We start from the raw sequence: 18,218 nt of genomic DNA, 5'->3' as shown, positions 1-18,218 counted from the left end.
GGCTTATCCCCATAGCTGAATTCTGCGGGCCAGCGCGCAGGTGACAGTGGCGGTCTTGATGCGCGGCCGGATCAGTTGCGCGCCCTCCCCCGCCGCAGCAAGAGCGGCGGCTTCCGCGACGCTTGGCACGCCGAGCGCGCCGATGGAACGCGCCGACTGGGTGAGGCAGCGATCGCTGGCCCCGTGCAAATCCACTTCCGACAGGGGCACCAGCGTCAGCCCCTGCCGCTGCGCGAAAGCCTCGACGATGGCGCTGCGCTTGACGCGGGGGATGGCGATCTCGGCGACTTCGTCCGGCGCCACGTCAGCGTCAGCCAGCGCCGCGTCGAGCGCGGCATGAAAATCGGCGATCGTCGCGCGCTGGCGAAAGCCGAAGCCGGCCACCACGTTCCTCACGGCCTCGCCCCCTTCACCGCCCGCCATTGCACCACCGGCATCGCCGCCCGCCAGCTATGAAACCGGCCGATGGGCTCCGCCCGCTCCAGCGAGCAGCGCGTGAGATCCCCACCGTGGCGCGTGCGGGCGGCGGTGATAACCGCCTCGGTCTCCAGCGTCACCGCATGAACGACGAGCCGCCCCCCTTCCGCCAACGCGTCCCAACAGGCTTCGATGACGCCGGGACGGCTCGCCCCGCCGCCGATGAAGATCGCGGCGGGCGGCGGCAGGCCGGTGAGCGCCTCCGGCGCCGGGCCTTCCACCACGTGAAGATCCGGCACGCCCAGGCTCTCGGCATTCGCCCGGATGCGCGCCGCGCGCTTTGCCCTGGCCTCGATGGCAACGGCCTTGAGCGAGGGATGGCGCAGCATCCATTCGATGCCGACGGAGCCGGAGCCCGCGCCGACATCCCACAGGAGTTCGCCCTGGCGCGGCGCGAGCGCGGACAAGGCCAGCGCCCGGATCTCGCGCTTGGTGATCTGCCCGTCATGGGCGAAGAGGTCGTCGTCGAGGCCCGACGCCAGCGGCAAAACGCGCGCGCCGGGCAGGGCCACCACCTCGAGCGCGATGGTGACGAGGGGATCGCAATCACCGCCGTCGTAATCACCCGCTGTCGACGCGCGCACCCGCTCGCGTGGACCACCCAGGCATTCGAGCGTTGTGATGCGCGAGGCGCCGAAGCCATGTTCCGCGAGCATGGCCGCGAGCTTCCCCGGCGTCGTGCCGTCCCAAGCCAGCGCCAGGATGCGCGCGCCCGGCTGCAACAGCGACCTGATCCGCGCCAGCGGCCGGCCATGCAGGCTGATGGTGGCCACGTCCTGCAGAGCCCAGCCGAGGCGCGCGGCCGCGAGGCTGAAGGCCGAGGGCTGCGCCACCACCTCCCATTCCGCCGCCGGCACATGCTGGGCGAGCACGCTGCCGATGCCGTAGCAGAAGGGGTCGCCGCTCGCGAGCACGCAGACCGGCGTGCTGCGCCGAGCGAAGATTGCGGGAAAGGCATCATGGATCGGGCTCGGCCAGACGAGCGTCTCGCCCTTGACGAGCGCGCCCGCAAGGGCGAGATGACGCTGCCCGCCCACCACCAAGCCGGCACGCTCGATCAGGCGACGGGCGGCGGCATTGAGGCCGTCGATTCCGTCTTCGCCGAGGCCGACGATGGCGAGCCAGGGCGCCGGCGGAGAGACTATCGGCGAAGCGCTCGATGCTGTGGGCGCTGAGAGGATATCGCGACCGGCCATGACCTCAGGTTCCCCCATCATGCCAAGGCCTGCAACAGTGCTGCGCCTGCTCATCCTCGGAGGAACGACCGAGGCGAGCCGGCTGGCCGCCCTCCTCGCGGAGCGCGCGGATATCGCGTCGGTGCTGTCGCTCGCCGGCCGCACGCGGGAGCATGCGCCGGCGCCGATCCCGCTCCGCGTCGGCGGCTTCGGCGGCGCGGACGGGCTCGCCGCCTATATCGCCACGGTGCGCTTTGGCGCGGTCATCGATGCGACCCATCCCTTCGCCGCGCGAATCTCCGTCAGTGCGGCCAGCGCCTGCACCCGGCAAGGCGTGCCGCTTGCCCGCCTCACCCGCCCCGCCTGGATGCCGGAACCCGGCGACCGCTGGCAGGCGGTGCCGGACATGGAAGCCGCGGCGGCGGCGCTCGGCCCCACGCCGCGCCGCGTCTTTCTCACCATCGGGCGGCAGGAGCTGGCCGCCTTCAACGCGGCGCCGCAGCACCATTATCTCGTGCGCAGCATCGACGCGCCGGAGGGCTTCACCGCGCCGCAGGCGACATTCATAACGGCGCGCGGCCCCTTCGCGCTGGCGGACGAGGAGGCGCTGATGCGCGCCCATGGCATCGACGTGCTCGTCACCAAGAATGCCGGCGGCACGGCGACGGCGGCCAAGCTCATGGCGGCGCGCAATCTCGGCCTGCCCGTCGTGATGGTCGCGCGGCCGCCCAAGCCCGACGTCCCGACGTTCCATGAGCCTGGCGAGGCGCTCGCATGGCTTGAGGCTCACCGTCCCGCTCCATAGCTGCGCGGCGTATAGACGAAGGGCGTGCCGGCGCGCGGAATGAGGCGGGTTTCCGAGGAGCCGACGATGACGACAGTCGCCATGTCGGCCTCGATGCCCGGCGCCTCGCCAAGCGTCGTCAGCGCGATGCGCTCGTCCGGGCGCCCCACCGCGCGAGCCATGATGACAGGCGTGTCCGGCGCGCGGATGGCGCCGAGCGCCGCAAAGGCCTCGCGCAGCTTGTCAGGCCGCGCGCGGGAGACGGGATTGTAGAGGGCGATGACGAGATCGGCCTCCGCCGCCAGCCGCAGGCGGCGCAGGATGACCTCCCATGGCTTCAGGTTGTCGGAGAGCGAGATCGCCGCGAAATCATGGCCCAACGGCGCGCCGACCCGGGCCGCCGCCGCCAGCATCGCCGTCACCCCCGGCTCGACGCGGATATCGAGCGCGCGCCATGCCGCCGGGCCATGCTCGATGGCCTCGAAAACGGCGGCCGCCATGGCGAAGACGCCGGGATCGCCGCCCGACACCACCGCGACCCGATGGCCGGCGCCGGCGAGCTCCAGGGCGTGGCGCGCGCGCTCGATCTCGACGCGGTTGTCGCTGGCATGCACCGCGCGTCCCGCCCTGGCCGGCAGCCGCGCCGTATAGGGGCCATAGCCGATGACATCGGTCGCGGCGTCGAGCACGGCGGAAGCGGCCGGCGTGAGCCAGCGGTCGGGACCGGGGCCGAGGCCCACCACCACGAGCCAGCCGGCGGCCTCCCCGGTATTTTCCCGGCTCATGGCCGCCTGCCCTCGCCCGGCACGATCACCATGGCAAAGTAAGGCGCCTCGGCGTCGGTCATGGCGCCGAGCGGCATGATGCGCTCGTCGGCCATGGTGCCGCGTTCGACATAGATGGCGCGGTCCGCGATGCCGGCGGCTTCCAGCGCTCGCCGCACCTTCGGCAGATGCCGCCCGAGCTTCATGATGACGGCCGCGTCGGTATCGGCAAGGCGGCGGGCCAGCACGTCCTCGGGCAAGGTCGCCGGCAGCACCGTCAGGACGTCATCGCCCCAGGTGATCGGCGCGGCCGCCCGCGTCCAGGCGCCCGACATGCCGGTGACGCCGGGCACCACCTCCACCGGCCAGCGGCCGTAGAGCCGGCGCCAGAGATGCATGAAGGACCCGTAGAAGAAGGGGTCGCCCTCGCAGAGCACGGCGACGCTCGCCCCGGCGGCGAGCTCGGCGGCAATCGCCGCCACGCTCTCCTCATAGAAGGCCGCGAGGCTCGCCCGGTATTCAGACGAATCTGCCGGCATCTCCGTTGTCATTGGGTAGACCAGCGGCATCTCGCGCCGGCCGGCGTCGATCAGCCCGCCGGCGATGGTGCGCGCATGGCCGGGGCGGCCGCGCTTGGCGAAGAAGGCGAGGATGTCGGCATCGGCAATGACGCGGGCCGCCCGCAGCGTCATGTAGTCCGCCTCGCCGGGACCGAGGCCGACGCCATAGAGCGTGCCGGATTTAATGGGCGGGAGGCTCACTCGGCATCCCTCGCCAGGGCGTTCACGGCCGCGGCCGCCATGGCGCTGCCGCCCTTGCGCCCCTTTACGATGAGCGCCGGCACGCGGCCATCGGCCATCAGCGCCTCCTTGGACTCGGCCGCACCAACGAAGCCGACGGGAAGGCCGATGACGGCGGCTGGCTTGGGCGCGCCTGCGTCCAGCATCTCGAGCAGGCGGAACAGGGCGGTCGGCGCATTGCCGAAGACGGCGACGGCGCCATCGAGATAGGGACGCCACAATTCGAGCGCCGCGGCGCTGCGCGTATTGCCGATCTCGCGCGCGAGACCCGGCACGGACGGATCATCCAGCGTGCAGATCACCGCATTGTCCGCCGGCAGGCGCGCGCGGGTGATGCCGTTCGCGACCATCTTGGAATCGCAGAGGATGGGAGCCCCGGCGCGGAGCGCCGCCCGCGCGGTCTCGGCGAAATCCGGCGTCATGGCGATGTCGTCGGCCACCTCGACCATGCCCGAGGCGTGGATGATGCGCACGGCGACCCGCTCTTCCACCGGCGAGAAGCGCGCAAGCCGCGCCTCGGAGCGGATGATGGCGAAGGATCGCCGGTAGATCTCGTCACCCTCGCGAATGTAGTCGCGATCGGAATTCCTTGCCTCAACCATCAGACGCCACGAACATCCCTGCCAACTCCCTGTCGTCCAGCGCCGCCAGCGCGGCGACGCCACCACGCGCCCGACAATGGGCGGCGAGGCGCGCGATCCCCGCCGCCGCCTCCGCCGCGCCGAGCGCGACGATGGGCCTAGCATGGGCCGCGCCGCCGCGCACCAATTCGTAGCGGCCATCGCCGCCGACGAGTGTCAGCCCCGGGGGATGGCGCCCCGTCGCCTGTGCCGCGCAGCCCTTGGCGCAGCCGGAAACATGGAGGCCGAAGCCGGCCCCGGCCAGATCCCCCACCGTCGCGGCGATGCGTATCGCATCCTCCTGGGCGGGCATCTCCCCGCTGCCGCAGGCGGGCGCGCCGGGACAGGCGATGATGGCGAGCCGCGCATCATCCGGATCCGTGATGAATCCGGCCGCCGCGGCGCTGGCCATCAGCGCTGCCGCCCGGCCCAGGGCGATCCCCGGCAGATGGACCTGCCGCCACGGCCCGAGCCTCAGCGCCCCGCAGCCCTCCCTCTCGGCAAGCTCCGCGAGAAGAGCGAGCTGCCGCGCGGTCATGCGCCCGAACGGCAGGGCGAGCGTGAGAACGGCGGGGTCTGTTGCCATTCCGGGTGTCGGAATACCCCTCACCAGCGTCGGAATACCCCTCGCCCCGGCCCTCTCCCCGCCGGGGAGAGGGAGACCAGCGGCGGCGGTTGCGACGGAGGCAGCGCCATAGAGGCTTCGCCCCCTCTCCCCTGTGGAGAGAGGGCTGGGGTGAGGGGGCGCCGGCTGCAACGGCGCAAGCGCCAAGACGAGCGCCGTGACGAACTCCCGCCGCCCCGCCGCATCGAGCTGGCGCATGCGGCGCAAGCCGGGATCGCGCGCCATCGCCGCGACGAAGGCGAGGCCGATCGCACGGGCGACATCCGGCAAGGCTGAAAGCGGTGAGGTGCCGATCCAGTCGATGCCCGCCAGCGTATCGAGGCCGACCGCCCATAGCACCACGCCTTCGTGCATGACAGCGCGAAAACGGACATCGGCTGCGATGTCGTCCAGCGCCCGCGCGCCGCCGTCGTCGACGATCCAGGAGAACTTGGGCGGCAGAGCCAGTGGCGCGCCGATCCCTCCCCTCAAGGGGAGGGTGGCGCCGCAGGCGCCGGGCGGGGACCCGACATCCTCTGCCTTTCGACCCCACCCGACCTTGCCGAAGGCAAGGCCACCCTCCCCTTGAGGGGAGGGATCAGCGGGCGCACCGACATCACCCACCTCGCCCATCAGCGCCGCTTCCAGCGCTCGCACCGCCCCATGCGCGTCGCACAAGGCCGTTGGGTCGCAATCCGACAGCGGGCTCGCCAGCACATTGCGCGCGGCCTCATGGGCCGGGCTCTCGTCGAGAAGGCCGGCCTGCGCCAGTTCGGCCTGCAGCGAACCGAGGCTTGCCTCGCTCACGCCGCGCAGCTGCAGATTGGCGCGGCTGCTCAGGTCGATCAGCCCGTTGCCGTGGCGGTCAGCGAGATCGGCGATCAGCCGGGCGGTCGCGACGGGAAGATGCCCGGCGGTGAGGCGCAGCCGCACGAGCAGGCCATCGCCGGTCGCCATCGGGCGCAGCGCGCCGGGACACCAGCCGCGCCGGCGATCGACGACAGCCGCCGCGCTCATTCCGCAGCCTCCGGCATCGCGCCGAGGGCGGCCGCGAGCCGTCCATAGACCGAATTGCGGCGTGGCTGCCACAGGCCGCGCTTCAGGGCATCGGCGAAACGCGCGGCGATGGCGCGTGCGGCGGCGGGATTGGCGGCCGAAATGGCCGACCATACGGCCTCGTCGGCGACATAGGCGTCGAAGACCATTTCGAAAGGCCGATGGCCGACCGTGTTCGAGGTCGCCGCGAAGGCATAGAGCGCGTCGACACCTTGCGCGAGCTCGGCGATGCCGCGATAGCCATGGCGCAGTTGCCCCGCGATCCAACGCGGATTGGCGAGGCGGCTGCGGGCAATGCGGGCGATCTCCTCGGCCATCAGCCGCGCGCGCGGCGCATCCGGCCGGCTGGTGTCGAGATGGATGAGCGCGGGGCTCGCCCCGAGCGCCTCGGCCGCCGCCGCGAAGCCGCCCACGAAATCGGCCACGTCCTCGGTGTCGAGCGCGTCGCGCTCGCCGTCGTCACGGGAGTGCACCAGCGCGTCGGCGGTCCGCACGCGCTCTCTGAAAGCCTGGGACGCCGGCCGCGCCGTCCCGTCGCCGCCGATGGCATAGCCGCCGGCGGCGAGATAGCTGTCGGCCAGCGCCTCGCGCCCCGACCAGTCGCCGTCGAGCACCCGCGCGGACACACCCGCGCCATAGGTGCCGGGCGCGCCGGAGAAAATGCGGTCGAGCGGCTCGCCGCGCCGCCTTGCTGCCGCGAGCGGGTTGAAATCGTCCTCCTCGTCGAGGGCCGCGATCGCCTTGACCGCCTGGTCGAACAGGGTGATCTGCCGGGTGAAGGCATCCCGGAACAGCCCGGAAATGCGGAGCGTCACGTCGATGCGCGGCCGATCCAGGCGCGACCCGGGCACGATCTCGACGCCGGTGACGCGGTTCGAGGCATGGTCCCAGCGTGGGCGCGCGCCCATCAGCGTGAGCGCCTCGGCGAGGTCGTCGCCGCCGGTGCGCAGCGTCATCGAGGCCCAGAGGTCCATGACGAGCGCGCGCGGCCAGTCGCCATGGTCCTGGAGATAGCGCCGCAGCACCTCCGCCGCCGCCCGCTCCCCGATGGCAAGCGCCGTGCGCGTCGGGATGGCGCGCGGGTCGAGCCCGGTGAGATTACGGCCGGTCGGCAGCACGTCGAGCCGCCCGCGCGTCGGCGCGCCCGCCGGACCGGGCGGCACGAAGCGCCCGTCCAGCGCCGCCAGGAGCGCTGCCTTTTCCGCCTGCGGCGAGGCCGCGATGCGCAGGCGCGCTTCGGCTGCGGCGTCTCCCATCATGGCGGCCATGGCGGCGCCGGCGGCGGCTGGCGGGGCCTCGCCCAGCACATGCAGCCCGTCGCGGATGGCGAATTCCTTGAGGTCGCACAGCCAGGCGTCGAGCGCGGTGATCAGCGTGTCGTCGTCACTGGCCCCGGCGCCGCATTCGGCGGCGAGCCCCGTCTCGCGCGCCTTGTCAACGATGGCGGATTTCAGGAGCCGCTGGCGCTTCGTATCGAGGCCGTCGGCGGCGGCATATTCATCGACCAGCGCTTCCAGCTCGGCGGCCGCGCCGTGGAGCCCAGCCTCGCCGATGGGCGGCGTGAGATGGCCGATCGTGACGGCGCCGATCCGCCGGCGCGCCACCGCCGCCTCGCCGGGATTGTTGACGATGAAGGGGTAGATCACCGGCAACGCGCCTGTCAGCACCTGCGGTGCGCAGGCGGGCGACAGCGCGGCGGTCTTGCCGGGCAGCCATTCGAGCGTGCCATGGGTGCCGAGATGGACGATGGCATCGACCTCCTCGCCGCCGCCCGACCGGCCGAGCGCAAGCCAGGCATAGAAGGCGCAATAGGCGTGGCGCGGCGGCAGCGCCGGGTCATGATAGCTCGCCTTGCGGTCGGCGTCTCGCCCGCGCTCCGGCTGCAATGCCAGCACCACATGGCCGGCCCTCATCACGGGGAAGGAGAACGCGCCTTCCGCGAGCGCGGCGTCGTCCTCCGGCTCGCCCCAGGCCGCCGTCACGGCATCGCGGAAGGCTTGCGGCGTCGCGGCGAGCCAGTCCCGGTAGCGCGACAGGCTGAGCGCGGCGCGCTCCGTGCCCGCCTCGAGGCGCGGCAGGATGGCCTCAGCCGGAACGGTCGTGTCAGCCGCATAGCCCGCTTTCGCCAGCCACGACAGCAGGTTGGCGGCGCTGCGGCCGGTGTCGAGACCCACGGCATAGCCGGTGCGCCCGCCGCGCGAGGGATAGTCGGCGACGATCACCGCGATGCGCCGCGCGCTGGGCGGCGTGGCGGCGAGCCGCACCCAGCCCGCCGCGCGATCCGCGACCAGGGCGATCTGGGCCGGATCGGGCTCATGGCGCACCACGGCGAATTCGAGCGCCGGATTGGCGGACGCCTCCGCCTTGAAGGAAATCGCGGTCGTCGTGAGCCGCCCGTCGATCTCCGGCAGGGCGACGTTCATGGCGAAATCGGCCGCGCCGAGGCCCCGCGGGCTCTCCTCCCAGGCCTCGCGCGGCGACCCCGCCAGGATCACCTGCAGCACAGGGCAGCCGGCGCGGTCGAGCACGCTGCCGCCTTCGCCATGCTGCGCCGAGAAGGCGGTCGTGTTCAGGATCACCGCCGGCCTGTGACGCGCGATCGCGGCCTTGACCACCGTGATCGCGTCGGGGTCCTTGAGGCTGGAAACGAACAGCGCGACGGGGGTGAGGCCCTTCGCCGCCAGCGCCTCGGCCAGCGCCGAGATCGGCGCGGTATCGCCCGCGAGATAGACCGAGCGGTAGAACAGGATGAGGGCTGTTGCGCCGTTCTCCGCAAATGGCTCCGCGATCCCTCCCCTCCAGGGGAGGGTGGCCTTGCCCCCGGCAAGGTCGGGTGGGGTCGATACGCGATTGTCTTGACGCGAGCCGCGGAGGCCGGATCCCCACCCGGCGCCTGCGGCGCCACCCTCCCCTGGAGGGGAGGGATCGGCGGCGGCGCTTCCAGCGGGCTCACCCGGGTGCCGCGCGTCCGTGTCATCCCGTCCCTCCCCGCCGGGGAGATGTGAAACGGGCGCTTCCGGTGCAAATACTCCCGCCGCCGGCACGAGGCGCGGGGGTGGGATGGGCAGGCTTGCGCCGAGTGCGTTGGCCATCAGCGACAGCGCGGCGCCGCAATTGTCCACGCCGCCGGCGCGGAAATAGCCGTCCAGCGCATCGTAGAGGTCGCGGTCGGCGCGCGAGAGGGCGGCGAGGCGCTCGTCCGGGCGATCGTCGCCGGCGAGCGCCACGAGAATGGCGCCGCGCCTGATGCAACTCGCGGCAATCTCGTTGAGGCCGTAGTCGAGATAGTCGAGCCCGCCGAGGCAGCGCAGCACGACGATCCGGGCCTTGTCGATGACCTCCTCGACGTAGAGATCGACAGACAGGGGATGCCTGAGGCGCTGGAGATTGGCGAGCCGCAGCGTCGGCAGCGAGACGCCGGCGCGCTCATGGGCCGTGGCGAGCGCGGCGAGATCCGTGTCAGTGAAGGAGAGGATCACCATCTCCGCCGGAGTCTGGCCGAGATCGACCGGCGTCTCCGCCTGATCGAGCCCGACAGCCGCAACCGGCAGGAGATGCATCGCGCCCTCCCCTCAGCCGAGGATGGCAGCCGTCACGGCGTCGCGGTCGAAGCCCTTCTGGCCGATGACGACGAGCCGGCCGACGCGCGCCTCGGTGGCCGCGAAGGGGCGTTCGAACTGCTGCTGGAAGCGGGCGCCGACCCCCTGCACGAGAAGCCGGAGCGGCTTGCCGGCAACGGCGAGGAAGCCTTTGATGCGCAGGATGTCGTGGGCTTCGGCCGCGGCCTTGAGCCGGGCGACCACCACCTCCGTGTCATCCTGCTCGGGGATTTCGACGACGAACGAGTCGAAGTCGTCGTGATCGTGCTCCTCTTCCGCGTCGTGATGGGAGGGACGGGCATCGAGGTCGCTTTCGGCGGCGGCACCGAGGCCGAGCAGCACTTTGGGATCGACCACGCCCTCGCGGGTGGTGACGACCTTCACGGCGCGCGGCACGGTTTCCGCGATCTCGGCACGCACCCGCGCCTCGTCATCGCCGGTGAGAAGGTCCGCCTTGTTGAGGATGACGAGATCGGCCGAGAGCAGCTGATCCTCGAACACCTCCTCGAGGGGATTGTCGTGGTCGAGCGAGGGATCGGCTGCGCGCTGGCGGGCGAGCGCCTCGGGATCGTCGGCGAAACGCCCGGCGGCGGTTGCCGCGCCGTCGACCACGGTGATGACGCCGTCGACAGTGACGCGCGAGGCGATCGCCGGCCAGTTGAAGGCCTTGACCAAAGGCTTCGGCAGCGCGAGCCCCGAGGTCTCGATGAGAATATGCTCCGGCGGCTCGGCCTTGGCGAGCAGGCCCTCCAACGCCGGGATGAAATCATCCGCGACCGTGCAGCAGAGGCAGCCGTTGGCGAGCTCGACGATATTGTCCTCCGGGCAGGCCTCGACGCCGCAGCCCTTCAGGATCTCGCCGTCGATCCCGACATCGCCGAACTCGTTGACGATGACGGCGAGCCGGCGCCCGTCCGCGTTGGTGAGCACGTGGCGCAGGAGGCTCGTCTTGCCGGCGCCGAGAAAGCCGGTGACGATCGTGCAGGGAACCTTGGCCGTAGCCGCAACAGGGGAAGTCATGACGTCGTTTCCATCTTGCAGGCGAGCGCGATCTTGCAGGCGAGCGGCGGAACGCGCGCGACCACACCCTTGCGGATCGGCTGCGGGCGCTCACGCCAGGGAATGATGCCATCCGCCGCCACCGTATACTGGCGGGCAGCCAGGACGAGATCGTCGAGATGCTGATCGGCGTCGAGATCGCCGATCACGTAGGTCCATTTGCCGGGCGCCGCGAAAGCCACCGTGCAGGGCCGGCGGCAGACCGAGAGGCATTCCACGGGCGTCACCGTGACGTCCGCATCGCCTGCCAGGCGGTCAGCCAGCGTCCGCACCAGACCGCGTCCCGGCTCGTCATACGGCCCTTCCGTCGCACCGTCCTGCCGCCGCCGGCAGGTGACGCAGACCATCAGGGTCGTCGGCGCGACGGCTGCCGGCGGGTTCATGCCGAGCGCCGGGCAAAACGCGGCCAGAAGAACCCCACGGCGACCGCGACCGCCGCCCACAACGCCGCGTGCACGACGAGCGAGGCCGCTGCGAAATGGCCGGCAAGCTCGGCGGGGGCCCCGCTGGCATAGGCCTCCGGATGCGGCGCGCCGACGACATGCGGCGCGACGAGGAGGACGAAGCCAAGGATCTTCGCCCAGACGGCCGGCGTGCGGATGAGAAGCCACAGCGCGACGGCCGTCGCGACGGCGGTGGAGATCCACCAGATCTGGCGCGCGACCAGCGGCCCGGCCGCACTGCCCGGCAGCTCTGGGGCGAGCCCCAACGCAGGCGCGAGGCCGGTTGCGACGAAGGCCGCCGCCGCGAAGGCGAGCGCGTTCCTGATATTGATCGTCTCGCCCGCCACAAGGAGAGCCGCCAGCAGGATCAAGGCAAAGCCGATCGCTGTGACGATGGTGGTGAGCCCGGTGAAGGCCGAGCGCTCCAGGCCATCGGCGGGGCTCCAGCCCTCGGCATGGTCGCCGCCCTCCCCGGCTGGCGCATGCGCCTTGATGACGTTATGAGCCAGGACGACGCCCGATGTCTGAACCATGTGGGCGCCGAACAGACCGGCGGCCATGCCGTCGAGCGCGGCCGCGCTCTCGGGCTTCTCGAATTTTTCCCCAGCCAGGATCAGCGGAGTCGTGGTGAAATGCTGCAGGACCGCGATCGCAAGTCCCGCAACAAGGCCGGCCACAAGGGCAACGGCCAGCACACGATTGAACATGCCGCGATCAGTGGCAGGGAAAGCTCAGCGCATGGCGCGTGTCATGGGCCGCGTTGTGGACGGCCTCGGGATGCGCGAAGCCCGTCACGAAAACGAGCGCGACGCCCATCGCAAAGGCGACGAGGGCAACTTTCAGAACCTCAGCGCGAGAACCTAGTCCCGCAACGGCAACATTCGACACCGCGACCTCCTTCACTGCCCCACCGGCAGTTCCATGGCTTCCATCGCGAAGGCAGGTCTCCTGGCTTGCGGATCATCGGTGCGAACCGCCTTCCCAGATCGCCGCCGGAAAGACGGCAGATCCAGTGGCTGTCGTGGTTCGCGCCTCAACCGCTCACAGTTGCGGGGGCAGCTCCGGCCTTGGGGCAACGCGCCCCGCACCGGTATTCCCTTTTGACCTCTCACGAGGACCGTCGCGTCAGGCAGCTAGACGCCCACTTCCACCAAAAGTCAACGCGGAATCCTTATTCCACAAGCCGGTCGCGGTGGAGCAGCGCCGGAAAGAGGCGGGTCCACACCACCGCGATCGCGATGGTACCGAGGCCGCCCAGCGCGACCGCCGGCGCGGCGCCGATGAAGGCCGCGAGTGTACCCGACTCGAATTCGCCAAGCTGGTTGGAAGCGCCGATGAACACCGTGTTCACGGCGGCAACCCGGCCGCGCATGGTATCCGGTGTATCGGCCTGCACGAGCGTCTGGCGGACGAACACGCTGATCATGTCCGAGGCGCCGAGGATGACCAACGCACCGAGCGAGAGATAGAAGTTCGTCGAAAGGCCGAACACGATGGTCGCCAGCCCGAACAGGATGACGGCAGCGAACATCCGCTTACCGGCATTCCGGGCGATGGGACGATGCGCCAGTAACAGAGCCATTGCGGCCGCACCAACCGCCGGGGCGCTGCGCAGGAGCCCAAGGCCCACCGGACCGATATGCAGTATGTCGCTGGCATAGATGGGAAGGAGCGCGGTGGCACCGCCGAGCAACACGCCGAAGAGGTCGAGCGTGATGGCACCGAAGAGAACCGGCTTGCCACGGATGAAAGTCAATCCCGCGATGAGTGTCGACCAGTCGACCTTGGGCGGTGGAACCTTTTCCGCGCGCAGGCGGATCAATGTGACCGCGACCGCTGCCACCAGGAAGAGCAAGGCCGCGCCCCCGAAGGCCACATGGGCACCCGCTATATACAGGAGGCCGCCGATCGCCGGACCCGCAATGACAGCGACCTGGCCGACCGATGAACTCCAGGCAATGGCCTGCCCGAAGAGGGCGCGGGGCACCAGGTTCGGGACGAATGCTTGGCTTGCCGGCTGGTAGAAGGCCCGCGCTACGCCCATTAGCACGACGAGCGCATAGAGGGGCCATACCTCGGGCGGCTGCCAGATGGCGAAGAGAGCGAGGCCCACACAGATGAACGTGTTCAGTGCGAAACAGGCCATCATGATGAGCCGACGGTCGACCCGATCCGCCACGTGACCGGTCACAAGCACGAGGCTGATAACTGGCAGAAAGGCCGCGAGACCCACCAGTCCGAGCGCAAGCGCACTGCCGGTCAGGTCGTAGACCAGCCAGCCGACGGCGATATCGGTGATCTGCTGCGCGATCGACGCGCAAAAGCGCGCGCTGAGGAAAAGGGAGAAATCCCGCTCCCGGAAGATCCGCCAACTGGACGATGACATGGACGGTGTTCGGCTCCGCTCAGGCTGGCGTGCCGGTGATGCGATCGATCTCAGCCATGTCCTCCGCCGTCAGGCGCCAACCGGCCGCCTTGATGTTCGCCTCTACCTGCTCCGGCTTGGTGGCGCCTGCGATCACGCTCGCGACGAGCGGCCGCGCTGCGAGCCAGCTGAAGGCGAGTTCAAGCAGGCTGTGGCCACGCGCCTCGGCGAAGCCTCGCAGGGCCTCGACCACGTTCCAGTTCCGGTCATTGAAGTAGCGATCGGCATAGCGCTGCTCGGCGAAGCGTGTGCCGGGCGGCGGCGCCTCGCCCCGCTTGTACTTGCCCGTCAACAGTCCACTCGCCAGCGGGAAGAAGGGCAGAAGGCCGAAGCCGTAGCGGGACGCGGCTGGCACGAGCTCCCGCTCGATCCCGCGCTCGACCAGACTGTACTCGTCCTGGACGGAGGCGAAGCCGTTGATGCCGAGCTGGCGCGCCGTGAAATGCGCCTCGACCACCTGCCAGCCCGGCAGATTCGAGCAACCGATATAGCGGACCTTGCCGTCGCGGATAAGATCGTCGAGGGCGCGCAAGGTTTCCTCGATCGGCGTCAGCGGATCGGGGCGATGCAACTGATAGAGGTCGATCCAGTCCGTCTTGAGGCGCTTCAGGCTGGCCTCGACGGCGGCCATGATATAGCGGCGCGAGCCGCCCCTGAGCACATCCACGTCGTCCATCGCCATGCCGAATTTGGTGGCGAGCACGATGTCCTTGCGGCGCGGACCAAGGACTTCCCCGAGGTGGTTTTCCGAACCACCGCGGTTGCCATAGACGTCGGCCGTGTCGAACAGGGTGATCCCCGCGTCGATCGCCTTGTGCACGACGCGCCGCGTCGCCTCCACATCAAGCCGGCCGCCGAAGTTGTTGCAGCCAAGGCCAACTACCGAGACGCGCAGGCCCGACCGGCCGAGATTGCGGATTTCCATGGCATTTCCCCGAGATTAAAACCGAGTCCCTGATCACGCACCGAGGCGATGCCGGAGGGCTCTTGGCCTCCGATTGTGACGGAACCCGCGGCGAAGTGTCATGCAAATTGCGAATACGAGCTCAGGCGGGTGTGAGGCGGTGCAGCTTGCCGCTCATCATCCACATTACCGTCAGCATGACCGCCACGCCGGCGACCATTCCGGAAAGGCGGTTGACCGGGGCTAGTATGCTGTCGGGGGGGCCACCGCCTGTCACGAGCGTGATCATGAAGGCGATGCCGATCTGCGTGCCGACATAAGCATGCTTATGTGGACTGAGGTGCAGTCGTGACGCCAGGAAGATGCCCGATACGAGTGCGACAGCCCACCATAGAAAGTCGGCCGCATCGATCAGGATGACGATGAGGCCAAGGCAGCCACCAAGGATGCATCCCATTATGCGCTGCGCGCCGCGCAGGCGTGACGCGCCGAGATCCTGGCTCACCACAACGAGGCTCGTGACAATCACCTGCGGCAGGCTCGGCAGATCGAACCAGTTCCAGAGCAGCGCGATAACGACCGCCGCGATGCCGGCGGACACGCCCTGCTCGAGCGCCGCCTCGCGGGAGACAGCCACCGGCGCCGGCACGATACTGATAGGTCCGCTCGCGGCGAAGCCCCAGGCGAGAACGGTCGCGACCGTGACGCCGATGGAGATCTCGTAGAAGCGCGTCCAGGCAAAGATGTAGAGGTCCGTCGGATCGCTCATGCTGCTCGTGACGAGCAGCATCACGCTCGCGGCTCCGAGAATCCACGCATAGCTGAAGCGGCTGCGAAAACGGCCATAGGTGCCGACCGCAGAGGCCAGGAACAGGGCGGCTGCCTGTGCGAAAGGTAACCCTTCCATCGCAACTGCCGCGAAATAGCCGACGACGCAGCCGATCGCCGTTCCCACGAGCCGCAGCACAGCCTTCGTCACCAGCGCTGATGTGTCGACGTTGGACACGATAAAGGCCGTGATGGTCGCCCAGAAAGGTTGTTCCAACCCCGCCGCGATGGCGACCAGCGTGGCGATCAGGCATGCCGCGGCGGTCACGAGGCTTTGGCGGGAGATCGCGTCCATCCGCCTCGCGTCCTCAGAAAATGACGAGAACGCGCGCGTCGGCACCCAGATAGAAGCCGAGGTCGACCGGCCAGGTGTCGAGCGCGATATCGACTGGGAAGCGACGTGGCAGGCGGACCCAGTCGGTCGTCGGATCAACATAAGGCAGCGTGAGCGGCGCGTTTGGCGAGCGCGCCACGCCGGGCGCCACGCTGGTCACACGGCCGGCATGCACGACCCATGGCTGCGAGCCGAGCGTCAGCCACACCCGCTGGCCCGGCCGCAGACGCGCCAAATGCCGCTCCGACAGGTTCGCCACAACCCGCCGCCTGTTGTCGGTGACGAGGGTCAGCACCTGGTTGCCGACCTGCAGATAATCCCCGACGCGCGCCGTGAAGGGAGCGACGCGCCCGGCATCCGGGGCGATGATCGCGGTCTTGCCGAGCTGGTAGCGCGCGCGATTGAGCGTCGCCTGCGCCTGCTGCACACTCGCGGCATTCACGGCGATCGTCTGTCGGGCCACATCCACATCGGCAGCTGCGGCGGCGGTGCGCGCCGTGGCGGTCGCAAGGTCGCGCGTCGCGTCATCGATGGCCTGGCCGGAGGCGAACTCCGACCGCGCGAGGCTGCTGACACGATTATAAGTCTCTCGCGCGGCCGTCTCGCTGGCCTGGGCAGAGGCGAGGTCCGCCTGGGATGCGGTTAGACGGTCTCGCGAGAGCGCAAGCGTTGCCTCCGCGTTCGCGAGCGCCGCCGAACTCTCGTCCACGGCGAGCTGATACGGTGTCGGGTCGATAGTGAAAAGCGGGGCACCCTTCGCCACCACCTCGTTTTCATGCACGTTCAGCTTGGCGATCGGTCCCTCGATTTCTGCCGAGAGCGTCACCGTATCGCTGTTCACATAGGCATCGCCAGTATAGGCAAAGAAAACGACGGATAGCTCATAGAGCAGAAACAAGGCGAGACAGCCGCCCAGCACCGTCGACGCCGGCCTCTTCATCAACCAATCGATCATCGGCGAACCTGCTCAAGATCCCGCAGGCCCGCTTATGTCATCGCGCCGTTCGGTAAGCAATCGGCCATTGCGGGAATCCTTAACCAACGGGCGAGGCTCGCCATGATGGCCCTGCAAGGTCGGCGCTTTCGGGAGTCAACCAAGTCCGTCAGCGAATAAGAATGGCGCGGAAATCGTTGACATTCGTGAGTGTCGGACCCGTCACGACGAGCCGGTCGAGGGCCGAGAAGGCGGAATAGGCATCGTTGTTCGCCAGATGCGCCACGAGATCGATTCCCCGGGCCTTCGCCTCCTCGATCAAACCCGCGTCGACGATGGCGCCGGCATTGTCCTCCGAGCCGTCGATGCCGTCGGTATCGCAGGCGATCGCGGAGATCCCGGGCACCGCCTGGGACGCCAGCGCGAAGGCGAGCAGGAATTCGGCGTTGCGCCCGCCCCGACCCTTGCCGCGCACCGTGACCGTGGTCTCACCGCCGGACAGCAGCACGCAAGGGCGCTTTGCCGGCTCATCATGCTCGGCTACCGAGCGTGCGATGCCGGCAAGCACCGTCGCCACCTCGCGCGCCTCTCCCTCCAGCGCATCGCCCAGAATGAGCGGCGTGAGCCCGAATTCCCTCGCCTTCGCAGCGGCGGCCTCGAGCGCCATATGGGGCGTCGCCAGCATATGCATGGGCGCCGACGCCGGCACGTCCTTGATCACATTGGCGCGGATAGCCGCCTCGATAGGCGGCGGCACGGCAATTTCGTACCGTTTCAGGATGGCAAGCGCGGCTTCGGCATCGGAGGCTTCCGGCACGGTGGGGCCGGAACCGATGCTGCGCGGCTCGTCGCCCGGCACGTCGGAGATGAGATAGGTAACGAGCCGGGCGGGCGCGGCAGCCGCGGCCAGGCGCCCCCCCTTGATTGCGGAGAGCGCCTTGCGTACCTGGTTCATTGCGCCGATAGGCGCGCCTGATTTCAACAAGGCCTTGTTGACCGCCTGCTTGTCGGCCAGCGTCACGCCTTCCGCCGGCAGGGTCAGCAAGGCTGAGGCGCCACCCGACATCAGGCAGACCACGAGATCGTCAGGCCCCGCCGATTGCGCGAGCGCGAGGATGCGGGCGGCGGCTGCCATGCCGGCCTCGTCGGGCACCGGGTGAGCGGCCTCGACAACCTCTATCGTGCGCGTCGTCATGCCGTGCCCATAGCGGGTAACGACAAGCCCCTCGCAGGCGCCCGGCCATTCCGCCTCGAAGGCGGCGGCCATCCGCGCTGCGCCCTTGCCGGCGCCGATGACGATGGTGCGCCCTTTAGGCGGCTCGGGTAGACGTCCAGCGAATTTCCCGTCGGGGTAGGCCGCCGTGAGCGCGGCATCGAACAACGCCCTCAAGATCGCCTTGTCGTCCAAAGTA

Annotated in this window: 17 protein-coding genes and 1 riboswitch; of the genes, 1 reads left to right on the top strand and 16 read right to left on the bottom strand. The window is 69.7% G+C overall.

Annotation, left to right across the window (positions count from 1 at the left end):
- Nucleotides 1-3: 3 nt before the first annotated feature.
- Nucleotides 4-396, bottom strand: coding sequence for a cobalamin biosynthesis protein (locus KIO76_RS10710; protein WP_291976716.1), 393 nt, complete (start codon nucleotides 394-396; stop codon nucleotides 4-6).
- Nucleotides 393-1,673, bottom strand: a complete 1,281-nt coding sequence (cbiE, locus tag KIO76_RS10705) for a precorrin-6y C5,15-methyltransferase (decarboxylating) subunit CbiE (protein ID WP_213325204.1) — start codon at nucleotides 1,671-1,673, stop codon at nucleotides 393-395. The genes KIO76_RS10710 and cbiE overlap by 4 nt, the downstream gene beginning before the upstream one ends.
- On the opposite strand from cbiE, the gene KIO76_RS10700 reads away from it, so the two are divergent.
- Complete coding sequence (locus tag KIO76_RS10700) at nucleotides 1,672-2,457, top strand: cobalt-precorrin-6A reductase (protein WP_249729565.1); 786 nt, start codon at nucleotides 1,672-1,674, stop codon at nucleotides 2,455-2,457. The two genes, cbiE and KIO76_RS10700, sit on opposite strands and share 2 nt — an antisense overlap.
- Here the strand turns inward: KIO76_RS10700 and cobJ are convergent.
- The 14 genes from cobJ to KIO76_RS10630 all read right to left on the bottom strand — a co-directional run bounded on the left by cobJ (nucleotide 2,439) and on the right by KIO76_RS10630 (nucleotide 18,214).
- Entirely contained in the window at nucleotides 2,439-3,221 is a 783-nt protein-coding gene (cobJ, locus tag KIO76_RS10695) for a precorrin-3B C(17)-methyltransferase (RefSeq protein ID WP_213323265.1), read from the bottom strand. The two genes, KIO76_RS10700 and cobJ, sit on opposite strands and share 19 nt — an antisense overlap.
- Complete coding sequence (locus KIO76_RS10690) at nucleotides 3,218-3,961, bottom strand: precorrin-2 C(20)-methyltransferase (RefSeq protein WP_213323264.1); 744 nt, start codon at nucleotides 3,959-3,961, stop codon at nucleotides 3,218-3,220. Before KIO76_RS10690 ends, cobJ begins: the two co-directional genes overlap by 4 nt.
- Nucleotides 3,958-4,602, bottom strand: a complete 645-nt coding sequence (locus KIO76_RS10685; protein WP_213323263.1) for a precorrin-8X methylmutase — start codon at nucleotides 4,600-4,602, stop codon at nucleotides 3,958-3,960. Before KIO76_RS10685 ends, KIO76_RS10690 begins: the two co-directional genes overlap by 4 nt.
- Entirely contained in the window at nucleotides 4,595-6,241 is a 1,647-nt protein-coding gene (locus KIO76_RS10680) for a ferredoxin-like domain-containing protein (RefSeq protein WP_213323262.1), read from the bottom strand. The genes KIO76_RS10685 and KIO76_RS10680 overlap by 8 nt, the downstream gene beginning before the upstream one ends.
- Nucleotides 6,238-9,840 (bottom strand): cobaltochelatase subunit CobN, encoded by a 3,603-nt coding sequence (cobN, locus tag KIO76_RS10675; RefSeq protein WP_213323261.1) that lies wholly within the window; start codon nucleotides 9,838-9,840, stop codon nucleotides 6,238-6,240. The genes KIO76_RS10680 and cobN overlap by 4 nt, the downstream gene beginning before the upstream one ends.
- A gap of 12 nt (nucleotides 9,841-9,852) precedes the next feature.
- Nucleotides 9,853-10,899 carry a cobalamin biosynthesis protein CobW gene (gene cobW, locus KIO76_RS10670; RefSeq protein WP_213323260.1) on the bottom strand — a complete coding sequence of 349 codons (1,047 nt, stop codon included), beginning with the start codon at nucleotides 10,897-10,899 and terminating at the stop codon, nucleotides 9,853-9,855.
- On the bottom strand, nucleotides 10,896-11,321 hold the full coding sequence (locus tag KIO76_RS10665; RefSeq protein WP_213323259.1) for a DUF1636 family protein: 426 nt from the start codon (nucleotides 11,319-11,321) through the stop codon (nucleotides 10,896-10,898). The genes cobW and KIO76_RS10665 overlap by 4 nt, the downstream gene beginning before the upstream one ends.
- On the bottom strand, nucleotides 11,318-12,088 hold the full coding sequence (locus KIO76_RS10660) for a CbtA family protein (RefSeq protein WP_213323258.1): 771 nt from the start codon (nucleotides 12,086-12,088) through the stop codon (nucleotides 11,318-11,320). The genes KIO76_RS10665 and KIO76_RS10660 overlap by 4 nt, the downstream gene beginning before the upstream one ends.
- A gap of 7 nt (nucleotides 12,089-12,095) precedes the next feature.
- Nucleotides 12,096-12,269 carry a CbtB domain-containing protein gene (locus KIO76_RS10655; protein ID WP_213323257.1) on the bottom strand — a complete coding sequence of 58 codons (174 nt, stop codon included), beginning with the start codon at nucleotides 12,267-12,269 and terminating at the stop codon, nucleotides 12,096-12,098.
- Between the two features lie 33 nt (nucleotides 12,270-12,302).
- Nucleotides 12,303-12,518, bottom strand: a riboswitch (cobalamin riboswitch).
- Nucleotides 12,519-12,552: 34 nt separating this feature from the next.
- The gene (locus KIO76_RS10650; RefSeq protein ID WP_213323256.1) at nucleotides 12,553-13,767 is read right to left on the bottom strand and encodes an MFS transporter; all 1,215 of its coding nucleotides are present in this window, start codon (nucleotides 13,765-13,767) and stop codon (nucleotides 12,553-12,555) included.
- Between the two features lie 19 nt (nucleotides 13,768-13,786).
- Nucleotides 13,787-14,731, bottom strand: coding sequence for an aldo/keto reductase (locus KIO76_RS10645; RefSeq protein WP_213323255.1), 945 nt, complete (start codon nucleotides 14,729-14,731; stop codon nucleotides 13,787-13,789).
- A gap of 121 nt (nucleotides 14,732-14,852) precedes the next feature.
- The gene (locus tag KIO76_RS10640) at nucleotides 14,853-15,833 is read right to left on the bottom strand and encodes an FUSC family protein (RefSeq protein WP_213323254.1); all 981 of its coding nucleotides are present in this window, start codon (nucleotides 15,831-15,833) and stop codon (nucleotides 14,853-14,855) included.
- Nucleotides 15,834-15,846: 13 nt separating this feature from the next.
- Nucleotides 15,847-16,827: an HlyD family secretion protein gene (locus tag KIO76_RS10635; protein ID WP_213323253.1), complete on the bottom strand. Its 981-nt coding sequence runs from the start codon at nucleotides 16,825-16,827 to the stop codon at nucleotides 15,847-15,849.
- A 148-nt stretch (nucleotides 16,828-16,975) separates the two neighbouring features.
- Nucleotides 16,976-18,214, bottom strand: a complete 1,239-nt coding sequence (locus KIO76_RS10630; protein ID WP_249729564.1) for a glycerate kinase type-2 family protein — start codon at nucleotides 18,212-18,214, stop codon at nucleotides 16,976-16,978.
- Nucleotides 18,215-18,218 lie beyond the last annotated feature (4 nt).

This window comes from Chelatococcus sp. YT9, from assembly GCF_018398315.1.
GTDB lineage: Bacteria > Pseudomonadota > Alphaproteobacteria > Rhizobiales > Beijerinckiaceae > Chelatococcus.
The sequence above is the reverse complement of the archived record's forward strand: the minus strand, read 5'-3'. Positions and strand labels throughout refer to the sequence as shown.